Here is a 17,135-nt window from a genome sequence, read left to right as displayed (position 1 = left end):
CCCGACCCCGAGCCCATGCGAGGGGAGGACCCCAAATAAAACGAACCAATATGCTCATAGTCAAATGCGATATTGGTGGTGTAAGGAATATTTATTTTATTGACTACTTTTACGAATCAAATTAAAAACATAAAAAATAACATAATTATGGCTGTTGAAATAACTGACGCAAATTTTGAAGAACAGGTACTTAAAAGTGATAAGCCTGTAGTGGTAGATTTTTGGGCTGCTTGGTGCGGACCTTGTAGAATGGTTGGACCAATTATTGACGAAATTAGTACGGAATATGAAGGGAAAGCTGTTGTTGGGAAATTAGACGTTGATGCAAACCAGGAATTTGCTGCTAAATACGGTGTTAGAAATATCCCTACGGTACTTGTTTTTCAAAACGGAGAAGTAGTAGGACGTCAGGTTGGAGTAGCTCCAAAACAAACCTATGCTGATGCAATTGATCAGTTATTGTAATACCTGATTTTTATAAAATATTAAAGCCTCGCAAATAGCGGGGCTTTTTTTATTCATAAAATACAGCTACTTTCATATTTCTTATGAAAATAGAAAAAGAACTTCACGAAACTGGCGGATTTCTAAACCTCGACCTCCTGGCGAAACAGGTGGTGGAAGGTTATATATCTGGGATTCATAAGAGTCCGTTTCATGGTTTTTCTGCGGAATTTGCCGAACATAAGATCTATAATAACGGTGAAAGCACCAGGCATATTGACTGGAAGCTGTTTGCCAAGACCGATAAACTCTATACGAGACGCTACGAAGAAGAAACCAATTTAAGGTGTCACCTTATTCTGGATAATTCGGCTTCGATGCATTATCCGTCGGTTAAGGAACAGAGTCTGACATCACTAAATAAAATAGGATTTTCAGTATTGGCGTCGGCTTGTCTTATGGAGATATTAAAGCGACAGAGAGACGCGGTGGGCGTAAGTGTATATAGTGATGAATTTGAATTTTACGCGCCAGAGAAGTCCAGTGAGCGGCATCATCATATGCTTTTAAATAAGCTAGATGAGACACTATTGGCTAATGGTCGAAGAACTAATACCGATACTTATACTTATTTACATCAGATCGCCGAAAAATTAAGGAGACGTTCCCTAATATTTCTTTTTACCGATATGTTCCAGGCCGATGCCGATGAGGAGAAACTTTTTGAAGCTCTGCGACACTTAAAATATAACCGGCATGAAGTGGTTTTGTTTCATGTGATGGATGAAAAAAGAGAACTGAATTTCAATTTCGAAAATACTCCGCGAAGATTTACCGATGTGGAAACCGGTGCTGAGGTGGATCTATATTCAGATAATATCAGGGAAAATTATAAAAAAGCGGTTCAAAAATATCTTTCCGATCTAAAAATGCAATGCGCTAAATACCGTATAAAGTATGTCGAGGCAGATATCAATAAAAATTTTGATAATATTATGACGGCTTATTTACTTGAAAAACAAAAGTTTGGATAGGAGGTTGAATTTTAGTTTGAAAAATTTTTAAAAAAGGTTTGGTGAATCTAAAAAGGGGCGTATATTTGCCCTCGCAATAACGCAACGGTCTGGTAGTTCAGTTGGTTAGAATACCTGCCTGTCACGCAGGGGGTCGCGAGTTCGAGTCTCGTCCAGACCGCAAAGTTGCAAAGAAGCTCCTCTATTCGGGGGGCTTTTTTTGGCACTAATGATTAGTTGTGTTGTTTGTCCCTGGAAGCAGGGATGTGTAGTTAACCGAGTTATAATCCTTGTTGTGTGGATTTTGGTTAACCAATGAAAAGCTTTTTTCCATACGATGGAAGAAGGCTTTTTTGTTTTAGGGGATTTAACAGCTATTGGAAAAACAGTAACAATATAAGGCTTTGTAGCAACCAATTGATTACTTCCAGAGTATTTTTGTGAAATATAATTGGAATACATTTTCATCTGAAACGATGCCTTTGTCTGTCCCTAAAGTATCAGATGTTATGGTTAATTTCTTTTTCTACGCTTCAATTGTCTTAGCGGTGCTCGTGGTTTTAATTTCGATTTATTTACTCCTGGTACATTTAGGAATCGATAAGCATTTTAGGCATAGATAGATTTTCGAGTTTCTTATATTCTTTCCAATTTTCATTTTTCTTGCGTTACCTTTTTGATTAATAATGTTCTATTTCTTTGGAACATCATTCATTGCGATCTGGAAATAGATTATTGTTTAAATTCCTTAAATTTGGAACCGTTTCAAATATAGTTTCATCTTTCAGGAAGACAATTTCATGTTAAATAATCTACTTAAAAAAGGACTTTTCTTTTTAGTAATACTCACCGGTTTCTTTGGTCAGGCCCAGATTCACGATCCTGTGGAGTGGGAGGCTGAAGTAAATAAGATTTCAGAAGACGAGTACGAACTTATCATGAGTGCTTTTATAGAAGATCACTGGCATTTATATTCTCAACATTTGCCAGAAGGAGGAGCTTTGCCAACAGTTTTTATCTACGAGGAGGTCGGGGATAAGTATGAGTTACTTGGAGACACAGAAGAAAGTGAACCTATCACAGAATATGATAACGTTTTTGAAATGGATCTTTCCTATTTTAATAACAATGCTTTTTTCACTCAGAAGATAAAGCTTACAGATACAAGTCTGGGAATCATTAATGCAAAGGTTGAATATCAGGTATGTGACGATGAAGCCTGTATTTTTCAGACGGAGAATTTTGAGTTTGTAATTAATGAAGAAGCTCGGGGTGAGGTAGTCACTCATGAAAATAATTCGACTAAAGCGATCCCTGAAAATACCGGCGAGGTTGAACTAGCCAATCCTGATGAGAAGCGCTCTTTCTGGGGAATATTTATAGTAGCCTTTCTTTCCGGTTTCGCGGCATTGTTAACTCCATGTGTTTTTCCCATGATTCCCATGACTGTAAGTTTCTTTACCAAACAAAGTAAATCCAGGGCTGCGGGGATAAAAAATGCTACTTTCTACGGAATTTCCATCGTAGTAATCTATGTTTTACTGGGAACACTGGTGACCGTTATTTTTGGTGCAGATGCATTAAATGCACTCTCAACAAATGTCTGGTTCAATACAATATTCTTTGTGCTTCTAGTCATATTCGCAATATCGTTCATGGGGGCATTTGAAATTGTTTTACCTAGTAGCTGGGGGACAAAGATCGATTCAAAGGCAGATAAGGGAGGTCTAGTAGGAATATTTTTTATGGCTCTTGCACTGGCAATAGTTTCATTTTCATGCACTGGACCTATCGTAGGAACTTTACTGGTGGAAGCTGCTTCAAAAGGAGGAATCGCACCAATTATAGGAATGTTGGGCTTTTCCCTGGCAATCGCCCTTCCTTTTGGACTTTTCGCGGCCTTCCCGGGCTGGTTAAATTCTTTACCACGATCTGGTGGCTGGTTAAATACGGTAAAAGTTACACTTGGATTCCTGGAACTGGCCCTGGCATTTAAATTCTTATCTAATGCAGATCTTGTTTTACAGCTCCATATTTTAGAAAGAGAAATATTTCTTGCCATCTGGATCGCAATATTCGGGATGCTGGCACTTTATTTATTCGGAAAAATTCAATTGCCACACGATTCAAAAGTAGAACATATTTCAGTGGGTAGATTAATGACAGGCTTGGTGGTATTGATTTTTACAATCTACCTGATTCCAGGTTTATGGGGTGCTCCCTTAAAATTGATTAGCGGATTTCCACCACCACTTCAATACAGCGAATCACCTGATGGTATAGGGAATTCAAAAGTAGGAACTGTATTTTCGGAGGGCGAAGGTTTGCCTGATGGAGCCGAATATGGCCCTCACGACATCGTATCTTTTCATGATTATGAAGATGGTTTGGCTTATGCTAAAGAAAAAGACCTACCGATTTTGGTCGATTTTACAGGCCATGCCTGTGTGAATTGTAGAAAAATGGAAGAACGTGTTTGGAGCGAGCCCCAGATATTGCAAACTCTAAAGGAGGAACTAGTATTGATTTCTTTGTATGTGGACGATAAAAGAAAATTACCGGAAAATGAACAATATGTGTCTGAGACCACCGGAAAGGAAATTGAGAGTATAGGTAATAAATGGAGTGATTTTCAAATCACTCGATACAAGGCGAATGCGCAACCTTATTATGTGCTTTTAGACCATGAGGAAGAAATGCTAATTGCCCCTTCAGGCTATGAACCAGATGCCGATGAGTATTATAGCTGGTTAAAAAAGGGAATTAAAAACTTCAATAAAGATAGTTCTTCTTCGGGGCAGAGTCTCGGTGGAAATTCCGGGGATATTTTTAGCAAGGATTAATCGCTCCCCTTCTTTCTATATTCACCAATGAAGGCATTACTGGTGATATTTCCTGCCATGTCGTAAATTTCCCAGTTTTGGGTAACACTTCCATCAGGGTTCTTAGTCCAGGTAATCTGGTTGTAATACTGGCCATTCTTACCATTAGCAGGACCACTTTTTAATACCATTCTGTTCAATTTCGCCTGGCCTTTTAATTTAAGGATATTTCCGGTGTTGCTTATCTAAAGTTGATCCCACGTATTATCCAGAGGGTCATAATAATTATAACTTTTACCCGATCCCCCTTTTCGCTTTTCCAATTCTCGTTGATAATGCAATTTTCTTCTGAATTTCAACCAGATTATCTCCGATCTTTTCATCACTTTTATTGAAATTTCTCAGTCTCCAACCCAGAAGGCGAATTCAGCATAATCTACAGTTTAATGCTAACATCCAGCGTTCTGAGTAAAACTGAAATCAGGGATTATTGTAATTATAGGCAATAGTCTTTAAAATATTTCAGTATTCAATTCTCGTTATAATGAATTGAATACCGAAATTTCTAAAATTGGTACGAGTGAATCTTTGGGCGATGTGAATCGCAATTAATTATCTTTTACAGTCTCACGATCCCAACCTCTGTCTACATCTAGTTGCTTTTGTTCTTCAATACTTTCTTTTCGAAGGCTATAAAGTGTATACGCCATATAACCGGCATAAAGAACGGAAAATATTCCTATCCCTACTTTCCCGCCTTTGATCGCGGCTTTCTTACCAGATTTGTAAATAACTCCTCTAAGTAAGAATTTACTTCCTAATTTCATAATATGTCCTATTCCCATAATTTTTATTTTAAAGTGTTTGTTTCCAATTCAGGATTTTCCTGTTGGCTTAACTAATAGTTCGTTTACATTTACAGAATCTGGTTGAGAAACCGCATAAAAAACTGCGTCTGCTATATTTTCCGGTTCAAGTTTCGCTTCATTACCGCCATAATTTTTATCCTTCAATAATTCTTCATCGGTGATATCTTCTCGTAAACTTGTTGCCACAGTTCCAGGTTCTATAGCGGTAATTCTAATATTAAATTCCGGAGATAATTCCATTCTCATTGCCCTGGATAATTCGATTACAGCAGCTTTGGAGGCTCCGTATATCGCTCCACCTGCGAATATTTCTTTTCCATCTACAGAGGCAATATTTACAATATGACCATCTTTTCGTTGTTTCATTCCTGGAAGCGCAGCGTAAATACAGCGTAGTGTACCTTTTACATTAACCTCGATGGTAGATAACCACTCGTCCAGATGACGATTTTTCAAATAAGTAAGAGGCATAATCCCCGCAGAATTTACCAGAAGATCTATTCTGTTGTATTTTTCCATGATCTTACTAAATCCTTTGGTGACACTTTCGGTGCTGCTTACATCCATTTCCAGAACCATACTTTCAGAAGAAAGTGTTGCCTGTATTTCGTGAAGCTTTTCGACATTCCGGCTCGCCAAAACCACGATCATTTTCTCTTCAGCAAGCTTCTCAGCGATGGCTTTTCCAATACCGCTACTTGCTCCTGTAATCACCGCTACCTTCTTTTTCATCTTCTTTTTTTTTTATTAAGATGGAAAATAGATTCCTGATTCTTCGTTAAAATAGATTCAAATAACAGATATTTAACGCTACTGAACTATCATCATATTTTGTTCGTTATATATTCGTAAAAAATATAATTTTGAATAAATCACCTCTCTTTATTTTTAGTATTCTATCGCTCTCACTGCTGTCTTGCGGTAATGATGATAATCCAAATAATAAGGTAGTGACATCAGATACCGCGCAATTATATGCTACTACTCATAGCGGGCAGGTGCGTCGGTACGATATTAACGATGGCGTAGAAACAAATTATTCTGTTGCTTCCACAGATGTTGAAGGTTTCTTCTTTTCTCCTGAAGAGGATGCGTTTACTATAATTTCAAGATCTTCCAATAGAATTGAAACTTACCTTAATATTAAAGCTCTTGGAGCCGGGGGAACCAAAGATCCGGAAATGGGGGTTGTTGGAACTTCAAATCTTGAAAGTCCAAGAGACCTCGCCGTAAATGGCCAGTTTTACGTAGTTTCAGACAATACAGATTTAGATGGAGATGAAACTACTCCGGAGGGAAGACTGTTCGTGTATATTAAAACCGAATCAGGTTTTGTACTTAGAAATATATTGATCACAAAATTTAAGGTTTGGGGTCTTGAATTTATTGGCTCAGATCTTTATGCGGTTGTAGATGAAACTAATAAAGTAGCGGTGTATAAAAATTTTATAGAATCAAATCCCAATAATAGAATAGTTACTGCCGATAAAATTGTTGGTTTTCAGGGTTTGATCAGGACACACGGTTTGGATTATGATAAGGGGATTATGGTACTTTCGGATATTGGTGAGGCAGAGTCCGCTTCAGATGGAGCGCTTCAGATTATCGAGAATTTTGAGGCGAAATTTAATAATGCAACAAATGGAGGTTTTATTGAAGCAAGTGATCAGTTAAGGATTTTTGGAGGAAATACACTGCTGGGGAATCCGGTAAATGTAGTTTATAATGCTAATTATAACGTAATTTTTGTAGCAGAAGCCTTAAATAATGGGGGTCGCGTTCTTGCTTTTAATAATGCTACTTCCATATCAGGAAATATTGCCCCGGATTTAAAATATGATCTTGCGGGCGCATCTTCGGTATTTTATTTTACTGAATAAACCAGTATTCTTAAGTAGTACCTGGGAAAATTATCTTTCAGAATTGCATCATATTCAGGTGTTTTAAAGCCTGATATTCTGGTTTTAGTTCAAGTTTAATGGGCAGAAGAAAAATTTGATATACTTTTGCAATTACAAACCAACAGATTTATGGCGAAGAATTTAGTGATTGTTGAGTCACCGGCGAAGGCTAAAACCATTGAAAAATTTCTTGGAACCGACTATAAAGTTGCTTCAAGTTTTGGGCATATTGCCGATTTACCCACTAAAGAAATCGGGGTAGACACAGAAGGGGACTTCACGCCTAAATATGTAGTTTCCAAAGATAAGAAGGATGTGGTCAAAAAGCTTAAAGGGCTTGCTAAGAATGCAGAAATGGTATGGCTGGCGAGTGATGAAGACCGTGAGGGAGAGGCTATTGCCTGGCATTTGGCCGAAGAATTAAAGTTAACACAAGAAAAGACCAAACGTATTGTATTTCACGAAATTACTAAGTCTGCAATACTTCGTGCAATAGAGAATCCGCGAGATATAGATTATAACCTTGTAAACGCACAGCAGGCAAGGCGGGTTCTTGATAGATTAGTAGGGTATGAACTTTCCCCGGTTCTCTGGAGAAAGGTGAAAGGCGGGCTTTCTGCAGGTCGGGTACAGTCTGTAGCCGTACGACTTATTGTAGAAAGAGAGCGTGAAATTAAAGATTTCGATCCCCAGGCTTCTTATAGGATCGATGCTGAATTCTCTACGGAAGATGGAAAATCTTTTAAAGCTAAAATTCCAAAGAATTTCGATACAAAGGAGGAAGCTGAAAAGTTTCTAAAAGATAATATTGGGGCTAATTTTAAAGTTGCCGATCTTACTACGAAACCGGCTAAGAAAAATCCGGCGCCTCCATTTACAACATCAACGCTTCAACAGGAAGCAGCGAGAAAATTATATTTTTCAGTAGGAAAGACCATGACCCTGGCGCAGCGTTTATATGAAGCTGGGCATATTACTTATATGAGGACAGATAGTGTGAATCTATCTGAAGATGCCAGAAAAGGAGCTAAAGAAGAAATTCTTAAAGCTTACGGAGATAAATATTCAAAAACACGTCAGTTTAAAGGTAAATCCAAAGGTGCCCAGGAAGCTCACGAGGCTATACGACCTACCGGATTTCAGAAGCATTCAATTTCAGGAGAACGTGATCAGCAGCGTTTATATGATTTAATTTGGAAGCGAGCGATCGCTTCTCAAATGAGTGATGCGCAACTGGAAAGAACTAATGTTAGAATTGAAGCGGATAAGCATGACAATCATTTTACAGCAAATGGTGAAGTCTTAAAATTTGATGGTTTCCTCAAGGTATATCTGGAAGGAAGCGATGAAGAAGACGAAGAGCAAAGCGGAATGTTGCCTGCTTTAAAAGTGCAACAGCCGCTTAATAACGAATTTATAACAGCTACAGAAAGGTTTACGAGACCACCGTATAGATATACTGAAGCCTCTTTAGTTAAGAAACTGGAAGAACTTGGTATTGGAAGACCTTCTACATATGCTCCAACAATTTCCACGGTTCAGAGTAGAAACTATATTGAAAAAGGTTCAGTAGATGGGACAGAAAGAGATTATGTTCAGTTTAAGCTGAAGAATGATAAGTTATCTGAGAAAAAATTAAGCGAAACCGTTGGTAGTGACAAGGGTAAGCTCGTTCCAACTGCAACAGGAATGGTGGTGAATGATTTTCTGGTAAATCATTTCTCTAATATTCTGGATTATAATTTCACGGCGAAAGTTGAAGAAAGCTTTGATAATATCGCTGAAGGAAATAAGGAATGGACGGCAATGATGAAGGAATTTTATAAAGATTTCCATCCTCATGTGCAGGACGTTGCTAAAAATGCAGATAGGGAAGTTGGGGAAAGAATTCTGGGGGAGGATCCTGAAAGTGGAAAACCGGTAAGTGTAAGATTAGGGAAATTTGGCCCGATGGTTCAAATTGGAAGTGTAGAAGATGAGGAAAAGCCGAGATTTGCCAGCCTGAGCCCAGATCAGAATATGGAAAGTCTAACCTATGAGGAAGCTATGGATTTATTCCAGCTTCCGAAGAAATTAGGGGAATATAAGGGGGAAGCTGTAGAGGTGAATAATGGCCGGTATGGTCCTTATGTAAGATTTGGAAAGAAATTTGTTTCTCTTGAAAAAGGAGAAGATCCTTTAAATGTTGATTTTGAAAGGGCGATGGAGTTGGTGAAGGAAAAAGAGAAGGCAGATGCCCCAATTTATGAGTATAAAGAAATGCCGGTCCAGAAAGGAGTAGGGAGATTTGGTCCTTATTTGAAATGGAATAATATGTTCATTAATGTGAACAAAAAGTATGATTTTGATAATCTATCAAATAATGATATTGAGCAGCTTATCGAGGATAAACTTCAGAAAGAACGTGATAAATTAATACAGCACTGGGAAGAAGAAGGGATTCGAGTAGAGAAAGCAAGATGGGGTAGATTCAACGTGATTAAAGGCAAAACAAAGGTAGAGTTGCCTAAAACTACAAAGGCCGATGAATTGACGCTGGAGGAAGTGCAGGCAATCATTGAAAAGAATACAAAGAAAAAGAAGCCGGCTAAGAAGAAAAGCACTGCTAAGAAAAAGAGTGCTGCAAAGAAAACCACCTCAAAGAAGACTGCTAAAAAAACTACCAAAAAGAAATAAAATATGGAGTTCGATTTTCTTAGTCCGGTTCATGAAGATTTGCTGGATGAGATTAGCCATTTAAATCAGCAAACCATTGGAGCTCAAATAAGCATTCATGCCGAAAAGTCGGGAATTCCTGATATGGATGGGATGAATGTGGCTATTTTTGGTGTTCGCGAAAATAGAATGGCAGTAAGAAAGACAGAGTCTCCGGATTTTTATCAAATTAGGAGTCAGTTTTATAGTCTGTATCCGGGAAATTGGAGGCTAAAATTAGCAGATCTTGGTGATATTGAACCGGGAGCAACCGTAGAGGATACGTATTTCGCAGTACAAACTCTCGTTGAAAGTCTAGTTAAGCAGGATGTTATACCTGTAATTATTGGTGGAAGTCAGGATCTTATTTATGCTCAGTATAGAGCCTATGATAAATTAGATCAGATGGTTAATCTTGTGAATATTGATAGTAGATTTGATCTCGGCGATGCTGAAAAAATGATTTCCAGTCAATCTTATGTAGGAAAAATCGTAGTTGACAAACCTTATAATTTATTTAATTATTCAACTATAGGCTACCAAACCTATTTCAATTCCCAGGAAGAAATTGAATTGATGGAACGGCTCTTTTTTGAGGCCTATAGGTTAGGTGAAGTAACATCAGATATATCATTGATGGAGCCTATATTCAGGAATGCAAATCTGGTTGGGCTGGATCTTGGTGCGATAGATTCTTCATCAGCGAATACAGAATTTTTTAATTCACCCAATGGTTTTAATGGGAGAGAGATCTGTGCGCTTTCGCGGTATGCTGGAATTAGTGATAAAGTATCTTCTTTTGGAGTTTATGAATATCAGGGTCATCTGGGGCAACTTGCAAATATGTTGGTTTCTCAAATTATCTGGTATTTTATTGAGGGTGTAAATTATCGCACTAATGAAAATACTATTTCAGCAAAAAAAGAGTTTATAAAGTATCAGGTGCCTATAGATGATGAGGTGCTGGTATTTTTTAAAAGTCCTGTAAGTGGGCGATGGTGGATAGAAATTCCATTTCTCTCTACTGTTAATACTAAATTAAAACGGCATACGTTATTACCTTGCAGCGAAGAAGATTACCTTGAAGCGTGCAATCAGGTAATTCCAGAACGCTGGTATAAAGCCAAAAGAAAAAACGAAGTCTAAGAATTATATTCAGACATTGTGATGATTTACTGTATTTTTATCTGAAATATTGTTTTTTAAAAAATAAATAGATAGGTTTACTGCCGTAAATCAAAATGTCTTAACCTAAGATAATTATGAAGAAGTATATTTCGCTCATTGCTGTTCTAGCCTTGCTTTCGAGCTGTGGTGGTGGCGATCGTGGACAGCTTGTAGGTGCAGAGGGAAAGAAGTGGAATCCAGAGAAGCCTTATGGTATGACATTAATTCCAGGTGGTGCCTTCGTTATGGGTAAATCTGATGATGATATAGCCGGGCAGAAAAACGCACCTCCAAAAACGGTTACCGTCCGTTCTTTTTATATGGATGAAACGGAAATCACCAATTCTGAATACAGGCAGTTCGTTGATTATGTTAAGGATTCTATAGTTCGCGTTGAACTGGCAAAAATGGCCGAATTACAAGGGGCTACTCCAGGAGATGATGCTATTGGAGAGTATGCTTTTTCAGATGCTGAAGAAGGGAATATGACGCCGTATGAGGAGTATATGCTTAATTCTTACGGTCAGGGTGGTCCTACCGATGACTATGCAAATAGAAAATTGAATAAGGATATAGATATTGTTTGGGATACTAATGATTATCCAGATGTTTATTATGCTGAGGTAATGGACTCTATGTATATCCCTATGGATGAGGTTTATAACGGTCAACGTACCATAGATGTGAAGAAACTGAAATTCAGATATTCTTATATGGATATTCAGTCGGCTGCTAAAACACAGGGAAAACGAAGTAATTTCATAAAAACTGAGGAAGTTTCAATTTATCCTGATACCACAGTTTGGATTAAAGATTTCAACTATTCATACAACGAGCCTATGCACAATGATTACTTCTGGCATAGTGCTTTTGATGATTATCCTGTAGTTGGAGTAAGCTGGAAACAAGCCAGAGCTTTTACTCAGTGGAGAACTAAATATCATAATGACTTTCGTCGTGAAAAGGGAAATGCTAACGTACCTACTTATAGACTCCCAACGGAAGGAGAGTGGGAATATGCTGCCAGAGGTGGTTTAGAAGGCGCTACGTATCCTTGGGGTGGACCTTATACGTTGAACGACCGTGGTTGTTTTATGGCAAATTTCAAACCATTACGGGGAGATTATGCTGCAGATCAGGCCTTATATACAGTAGAAGCAAAATCTTACGACCCAAACGATTACGGACTTTATAATATGGCTGGTAACGTGGCAGAATGGGTAGATTCATCTTATGATCCGGGATCATACGAATATATGTCTACAATGAACCCAACAGTGAACAATCCTGAAGACAGAAGAAAAGTTGTGCGTGGAGGATCATGGAAAGATGTTGCTTACTTCCTTCAGGTTAGCTCGAGGGATTATGAGTATATGGATTCAGCAAGAAGTTACGTTGGTTTTAGAACCGTACAGGATTATCTTGGAACAGATGTCACCCTAAATCAAAAGAATCCATAATTAAAATTTTGAACTTAAACCTATCAATAAATCAATTAAGAAAATCTAAACATTAGAGTTATGGCAAATTCAAGATCAACAAAAAAAGTGACCAATATGGTGTATGGTCTGGGAGCATCCGTGGTTATTCTAGGAGCCCTATTTAAAATCATGCACTGGCCTGGGGGAAATCCAATGTTAATATTAGGACTTGTAGTTGAAGCATTAGTATTTGCTTATTCTGCATTTGAGCCTGTAGATGACGATTTGGATTGGGCGTTAGTATATCCTGAACTTGCCGGTGGTGAAGGCAGAAAGAGAAATGCAGTGATTGCAGAAGAAAATGAAGCTGATGGAATGCTTTCTAAGAAATTAGATGCAATGCTTAAAGAAGCTAAGCTAGATGCAAACCTAATGTCTTCTTTAGGAAATAGTATTAGAAATTTTGAAGGAGCCGCTAAAGGTATAGCCCCAACTGTAGATTCAATGGCTTCTCAAAAGAAGTATAGTGAAGAATTAAGTGTTGCCGCAGCTCAGATGGAAACATTAAATAATATTTATAAAGCTCAGGTAGAATCTGCCGCTAAGCAAGCAGAGGTTAATCAGGAAGTTGCTGATAATGCCGGGAAGCTAAAAACGCAAATGGATTCACTTGCAAATAACATGGCATCGTTAAATAATGTTTACGGTGGAATGTTAACGGCAATGAACGGAAAACCAAGAGTCTAATTGAATTTTCAATTAAGCTGTTTTATTAATTTCAAAATAACTAATTAGACATGGCATCCGGAAAACAATCGCCAAGGCAGAAGATGATTAACCTAATGTACCTGGTTTTCATCGCCATGATGGCACTAAATATGTCCAAAGAGGTACTTACCGCTTTTGGATTAATGAATGAGAAGCTTACTGCTTCTACTGCAAATTACGAGGAAAGGAATAATGCATTAATGGCTGGTCTTGCTACAAAAGTTGAAGAGCAACCGGCAAAATACACAAGCATTAAAGCAGACGCTGATAAGATTCATGAATTGTCTTCAAATTTTACAAATTACGTAGAAGGTGTAAAAGATGAATTGAAAACTTCTGTAGACGATCCTAAGAATTATGAAACAATGGATCAATCTAGCGCGATGGATGAAATGTTCTTCCAGAGTGGTAGAATTTCTCCTAGGGGTGAAGAGTTTTTAGCTCAGATAGAAACATTCAGGAACGGTGTTTCTGAAATTCTCGATGATGGATATAATACTATCTCACAAAAGGTAAATCTGCAGAAGGAATTTGGAACAGAACCAGAGAATGTAGAAGGGGCTAAAGTGCCATGGTTAAAATATCGTTTTGAAGGATTTCCATTAGTAGCTTCAATTACGCAGTTAACTCAGATGCAAGCCGATATAAAGAGCACAGAAAGTGAGATTCTTTCTTCCATGCTTTCAGGTCAGTTGCAAAGTGATGTATCCTTAAGTAACTATCAGGCAATTGTTATTCCAGACAAACCCGCTTTTTTTAGTGGGGAAAATTTTTCAGGAAAAGTTGTTCTAGGTCGTTTTGATAATACACTTCAATTTGAAAATGTAGTGATAAACGGAAAGAAGATCGAAAATACACAGGCTGGTCAGGTAGTGTTAGAATTTCCTGCTGGAAATGTTGGAGAACAGAAGATTTCAGGAGAGCTTCAGTATATGGAGAATGATTCATTAAAGAGCATTTCTATTTCTGATTCTTATAACGTTATTCCACTACCAAATTCGGCAGTAATTTCTGCAGATAAAATGAATGTGGTATATCGCGGAGTTCAAAACCCAATGACGATTTCTATTCCTGGAGTTAGCAATGTAAGTGCTAATGCCCCTGGGTTGAGATCTGCCGGAGGAGCTGGAAATTACTTGATGGATGTTACGACTTTACAGGCTAGAGAAGTTACTATTAGCGTTAGTGGTACGCTTCCTGGAGGTAAATCTGTCTCAGATAAGAAAACATTTAGAGTAAAGGATATTCCTAGACCGGTTGGAACTATTCGTGGTGAAGACGGTGCTGTTTCTATGCAAAGAAACAGTTTGGAAATTGCAACTGTAGGTGCAAATCTACCAGATTTTGATTTCGATCTTAACTTGAACGTTTCCAGTTTTAAATTTAAAGTACCTGGACAACCAACTATCATTGTAAATGGAAGTAGGTTAGATGACAGAGCTAAAGCTGCGTTGAGACGTGCAGGTAGAGGTGAGTCAGTTCAGATTTATGATATTAATGCTACGCTTGCAGGAAACTCTAGCTATAAGCTTAAGAAAGTAGCTCCTGTAGTGATAGAGCTTACGAACTAAATTTTTTTAAAATGAGCTTGAAAGAAATTTTTGTATATGGTTTTGTGATGATGATGGGTGTCTCTTCTTTCGGTCAGGCAAACATTCTGAACGCCGACAAACCCGATGAAATTGGGAAGAAATCGGAAGCTCAGGCCTTGGTAGATGAAGAGGATAAACCATTAGAATACGGCTATGTTGGAGATCGTGATATTCTTTGGTCTAAAGGAACCTGGGAAATTATTGATCTTGATGAAAGAGTGAATTTTCCACTTTATTATCCAATTGATACCAATAATATTGGTTCTAGTAGAAGATCCCTTTATGATGTACTGGTAAGGGCGATCAAACAAGGTGAAATTGAAAACGTATATGCAGACTCTTATTTTAAGGAAAAGCGTACACTTAAAGACATCAGCGCAACCTTATCTAAAGTAGATACTACAGATCTTGGGATTGAACAGTATAATGCAGGTGAAGAAGTAGATGCTCAATTTGTAGACCGAAGAGATCTTGGAGCTGCAGATATCGCTGAATATCATATTCGTGGAATGTGGTATTTTGATAAGCGTTTAGCTGAATTAAAATATCGATTGTTAGGGATTGCTCCCGTAGCACCAGATGTTAACTTTATAGATTCAGGTCAAACTGATCTTGTAGAATTATTCTGGGTTTGGTATCCAGATGCTAGAAAAGTGCTGCATGACGCGAAAGTCTTTACCGGCGGTAATACCTCACAGGTAATTTCTTTTGACCATTTATTGAATTCCAGAAGATTTGACGGGATCATCTATAAAGAAGATAACGTTCAGGGAGATCGCGAGATCGATGAGTATATTGCCGATAATGCTTTTATGCAGCTAATGGAATCTCAACGTATAAAAGAACAGATCAGGAATTTTGAACAGGATATGTGGAGTTATTAAATCCATATAAAAATAGAATATCAAGGCGCTCTTTTAGAGCGTCTTTTTTTTTGTACTTATTTGATAATCTTCAGTAGCCTTAATATCTTTAACCCATGTTGGATTTTATAGTGGTAGGTCTGGGGCTAAGTGGCCTGGCAGTTTCAGAAGAACTTTTGAACCGTAATAAATCTTTGGTGGTATTCGAGGATAACTCACAGAGCTCATCGTACGTAGCCGGGGGTATATTTAATCCGGTTATTTTAAAACGTTTCACCCCGGCGTGGAATGCAGCAGAGCAGATGGAGACAGCTCTTCCATTTTATAAAAAGCTGGAACATAAATTAAATACGAAGTTAATTTATGAATGGAATATCTATCGAAGATTTCATTCTGTAGAAGAACAAAATGACTGGTTTGTTGCTCTGGATAGACCTCAATTAGCTCCCTTTCTAGATCCTGAAATTCAAAAAAACACCAATCTTAATCTCAAGGCTGAATATGGTTTAGGCAAGGTTCTTAAAACAGGTAATATTGATACTGAAAGTCTATTGAATAAATATCGGGACTATCTAAATGAGAAGAAGTTAATTAAGAGTAAACGCTTTAATTATTCAGCTTTGAAGTGCAATGATAGTCATTTTGAATATGGAGATATTCAGGCCAGGAACATTATTTTTTGTGAAGGGTTTGGGCTAAAACAGAATCCGTTTTTTAATTATTTACCGCTCAGAGGAAACAAAGGAGAATATATTAGCATTTATTCTGAAGAGCTTCAGCTTGATTTTGCTGTAAAATCTTCAGTGTTCCTTATGCCTCTAGGAAATAATTTGTATAAAGCGGGCGCAACCTATGATAATCAGGATAAAACACCAGAAGTTACCATTGGTGCCAAAGAAAAATTGCTGAAGGAATTAAATAAAATCATAATATGTGATTTTGAAGTGGTAGATCAGGTGGCAGGGATACGTCCTGCTGTGTCTGATAGGAAGCCCCTGGTAGGTTCACATCCCGAAATTGGAAATATGTATTGCTGTAATGGTTTTGGAAGTAGAGGAGTGCTTATAGCGCCAAATATGGCAGTCGCCTTGCTGAAAAATATCGAAGATAATAAAACATTAGATCCGGAGATCAATCTGCAACGTTTTACTAAAAAGCACTATAATTCAAATTAAGCTTTTCCCGAATTCTTTTTGTAACTAAAGAAAAAATTTATCCAGATATTACGGGATAGCCGCATAATCACAGGCATAAAAATAATCAATGTTCCCACGATCGTAAAAAAGGACGCCAGCAGGGTAGCATTTAGAAAAACATAAGCGATTATAAAAGCTGCTACAGAAAAAGCAACTCCCACAGCATAACTAACATACATCGCACCGTAAAAGAAGGACGGTTCAATCTTATATTTAGTACCACAATTGCTACAACGCTCATGCATCTCGAATACTTCACGTAGTTTATATGGGTTATTTTGCCTGTACATGCTTTCTTCCTGACATACAGGACATGTGCCTGTAAAAATGCTGTAAACCTTGGTACCCTTAAGAAGACTCATCATATTTTTTTTGCAATGCAAAT

The 17,135-nt window shown here is 37.7% G+C and carries 15 protein-coding genes and 1 tRNA gene; 12 read left to right on the top strand and 4 right to left on the bottom strand.

Features of this window, described 5'->3' with window-relative positions; genetic code table 11:
* Positions 1-129: 129 nt before the first annotated feature.
* The 4 genes from trxA to GFO_RS14250 all read left to right on the top strand — a co-directional run bounded on the left by trxA (position 130) and on the right by GFO_RS14250 (position 4,300).
* The gene (gene trxA, locus GFO_RS14265) at positions 130-465 is read left to right on the top strand and encodes a thioredoxin (RefSeq protein WP_373284012.1); all 336 of its coding nucleotides are present in this window, start codon (positions 130-132) and stop codon (positions 463-465) included.
* An 83-nt stretch (positions 466-548) separates the two neighbouring features.
* Positions 549-1,478 (top strand): DUF58 domain-containing protein, encoded by a 930-nt coding sequence (locus GFO_RS14260; protein ID WP_011710870.1) that lies wholly within the window; start codon positions 549-551, stop codon positions 1,476-1,478.
* 86 nt (positions 1,479-1,564) lie between these two features.
* Positions 1,565-1,638, top strand: a tRNA-Asp gene (locus GFO_RS14255).
* A gap of 619 nt (positions 1,639-2,257) precedes the next feature.
* Entirely contained in the window at positions 2,258-4,300 is a 2,043-nt protein-coding gene (locus GFO_RS14250; protein WP_011710868.1) for a protein-disulfide reductase DsbD family protein, read from the top strand.
* Here the strand turns inward: GFO_RS14250 and GFO_RS17770 are convergent.
* The 3 genes from GFO_RS17770 to GFO_RS14240 form a co-directional block, all read right to left on the bottom strand.
* On the bottom strand, positions 4,297-4,470 hold the full coding sequence (locus GFO_RS17770; protein ID WP_158308631.1) for a hypothetical protein: 174 nt from the start codon (positions 4,468-4,470) through the stop codon (positions 4,297-4,299). The two genes, GFO_RS14250 and GFO_RS17770, sit on opposite strands and share 4 nt — an antisense overlap.
* A gap of 417 nt (positions 4,471-4,887) precedes the next feature.
* Positions 4,888-5,124 carry a hypothetical protein gene (locus GFO_RS14245; RefSeq protein ID WP_011710866.1) on the bottom strand — a complete coding sequence of 79 codons (237 nt, stop codon included), beginning with the start codon at positions 5,122-5,124 and terminating at the stop codon, positions 4,888-4,890.
* Between the two features lie 30 nt (positions 5,125-5,154).
* A complete protein-coding gene (locus GFO_RS14240) occupies positions 5,155-5,880 on the bottom strand; it encodes an SDR family oxidoreductase (protein WP_011710865.1) in 726 nt (241 codons plus the stop codon).
* Positions 5,881-6,011: 131 nt separating this feature from the next.
* Between GFO_RS14240 and GFO_RS14235 the strand changes: the two genes are divergently transcribed.
* The 8 genes from GFO_RS14235 (at position 6,012) to GFO_RS14200 (ending at position 16,729) form a co-directional block, all read left to right on the top strand.
* Positions 6,012-7,028 carry a hypothetical protein gene (locus tag GFO_RS14235; RefSeq protein ID WP_011710864.1) on the top strand — a complete coding sequence of 339 codons (1,017 nt, stop codon included), beginning with the start codon at positions 6,012-6,014 and terminating at the stop codon, positions 7,026-7,028.
* 150 nt (positions 7,029-7,178) lie between these two features.
* Positions 7,179-9,725, top strand: a complete 2,547-nt coding sequence (gene topA, locus GFO_RS14230; RefSeq protein ID WP_011710863.1) for a type I DNA topoisomerase — start codon at positions 7,179-7,181, stop codon at positions 9,723-9,725.
* 3 nt (positions 9,726-9,728) lie between these two features.
* Entirely contained in the window at positions 9,729-10,889 is a 1,161-nt protein-coding gene (locus GFO_RS14225; protein WP_011710862.1) for a formimidoylglutamase, read from the top strand.
* Positions 10,890-11,005: 116 nt separating this feature from the next.
* Entirely contained in the window at positions 11,006-12,370 is a 1,365-nt protein-coding gene (gene porK, locus GFO_RS14220; RefSeq protein ID WP_011710861.1) for a T9SS ring complex lipoprotein PorK/GldK, read from the top strand.
* A gap of 60 nt (positions 12,371-12,430) precedes the next feature.
* Positions 12,431-13,078: a type IX secretion system motor protein PorL/GldL gene (gene porL / locus GFO_RS14215; protein WP_011710860.1), complete on the top strand. Its 648-nt coding sequence runs from the start codon at positions 12,431-12,433 to the stop codon at positions 13,076-13,078.
* 50 nt (positions 13,079-13,128) lie between these two features.
* Positions 13,129-14,670, top strand: coding sequence for a type IX secretion system motor protein PorM/GldM (porM, locus tag GFO_RS14210; protein ID WP_011710859.1), 1,542 nt, complete (start codon positions 13,129-13,131; stop codon positions 14,668-14,670).
* Between the two features lie 11 nt (positions 14,671-14,681).
* Positions 14,682-15,575 carry a type IX secretion system ring subunit PorN/GldN gene (gene porN / locus GFO_RS14205; protein WP_011710858.1) on the top strand — a complete coding sequence of 298 codons (894 nt, stop codon included), beginning with the start codon at positions 14,682-14,684 and terminating at the stop codon, positions 15,573-15,575.
* A 95-nt stretch (positions 15,576-15,670) separates the two neighbouring features.
* Positions 15,671-16,729 carry an NAD(P)/FAD-dependent oxidoreductase gene (locus GFO_RS14200; protein ID WP_011710857.1) on the top strand — a complete coding sequence of 353 codons (1,059 nt, stop codon included), beginning with the start codon at positions 15,671-15,673 and terminating at the stop codon, positions 16,727-16,729.
* Here GFO_RS14200 and GFO_RS14195 read toward each other — a convergent pair.
* Positions 16,726-17,112, bottom strand: a complete 387-nt coding sequence (locus GFO_RS14195) for a DUF983 domain-containing protein (protein ID WP_041250150.1) — start codon at positions 17,110-17,112, stop codon at positions 16,726-16,728. The two genes, GFO_RS14200 and GFO_RS14195, sit on opposite strands and share 4 nt — an antisense overlap.
* Between the last annotated feature and the right edge of the window lie 23 nt (positions 17,113-17,135).

This window comes from Christiangramia forsetii KT0803, assembly GCF_000060345.1.
Taxonomy (GTDB): Bacteria; Bacteroidota; Bacteroidia; order Flavobacteriales; family Flavobacteriaceae; genus Christiangramia; species Christiangramia forsetii.
The sequence above is the reverse complement of the archived record's forward strand: the minus strand, read 5'-3'. Positions and strand labels throughout refer to the sequence as shown.

Excerpts from the sequence above, each read along its gene's own strand:
- GFO_RS14260 (WP_011710870.1), top strand. The coding sequence starts at position 549 with ATGAAAATAGAAAAAGAACTTCACGAAACTGGCGGATTTCTAAACCTC.
- GFO_RS14250 (WP_011710868.1), top strand. The coding sequence starts at position 2,258 with ATGTTAAATAATCTACTTAAAAAAGGACTTTTCTTTTTAGTAATACTC.
- GFO_RS17770 (WP_158308631.1), bottom strand. The coding sequence starts at position 4,470 with ATGGTATTAAAAAGTGGTCCTGCTAATGGTAAGAATGGCCAGTATTAC.
- GFO_RS14245 (WP_011710866.1), bottom strand. The coding sequence starts at position 5,124 with ATGGGAATAGGACATATTATGAAATTAGGAAGTAAATTCTTACTTAGA.
- GFO_RS14240 (WP_011710865.1), bottom strand. The coding sequence starts at position 5,880 with ATGAAAAAGAAGGTAGCGGTGATTACAGGAGCAAGTAGCGGTATTGGA.
- topA (WP_011710863.1), top strand. The coding sequence starts at position 7,179 with ATGGCGAAGAATTTAGTGATTGTTGAGTCACCGGCGAAGGCTAAAACC.
- GFO_RS14225 (WP_011710862.1), top strand. The coding sequence starts at position 9,729 with ATGGAGTTCGATTTTCTTAGTCCGGTTCATGAAGATTTGCTGGATGAG.
- porK (WP_011710861.1), top strand. The coding sequence starts at position 11,006 with ATGAAGAAGTATATTTCGCTCATTGCTGTTCTAGCCTTGCTTTCGAGC.
- porL (WP_011710860.1), top strand. The coding sequence starts at position 12,431 with ATGGCAAATTCAAGATCAACAAAAAAAGTGACCAATATGGTGTATGGT.
- porM (WP_011710859.1), top strand. The coding sequence starts at position 13,129 with ATGGCATCCGGAAAACAATCGCCAAGGCAGAAGATGATTAACCTAATG.
- porN (WP_011710858.1), top strand. The coding sequence starts at position 14,682 with ATGAGCTTGAAAGAAATTTTTGTATATGGTTTTGTGATGATGATGGGT.
- GFO_RS14200 (WP_011710857.1), top strand. The coding sequence starts at position 15,671 with ATGTTGGATTTTATAGTGGTAGGTCTGGGGCTAAGTGGCCTGGCAGTT.
- GFO_RS14195 (WP_041250150.1), bottom strand. The coding sequence starts at position 17,112 with ATGAGTCTTCTTAAGGGTACCAAGGTTTACAGCATTTTTACAGGCACA.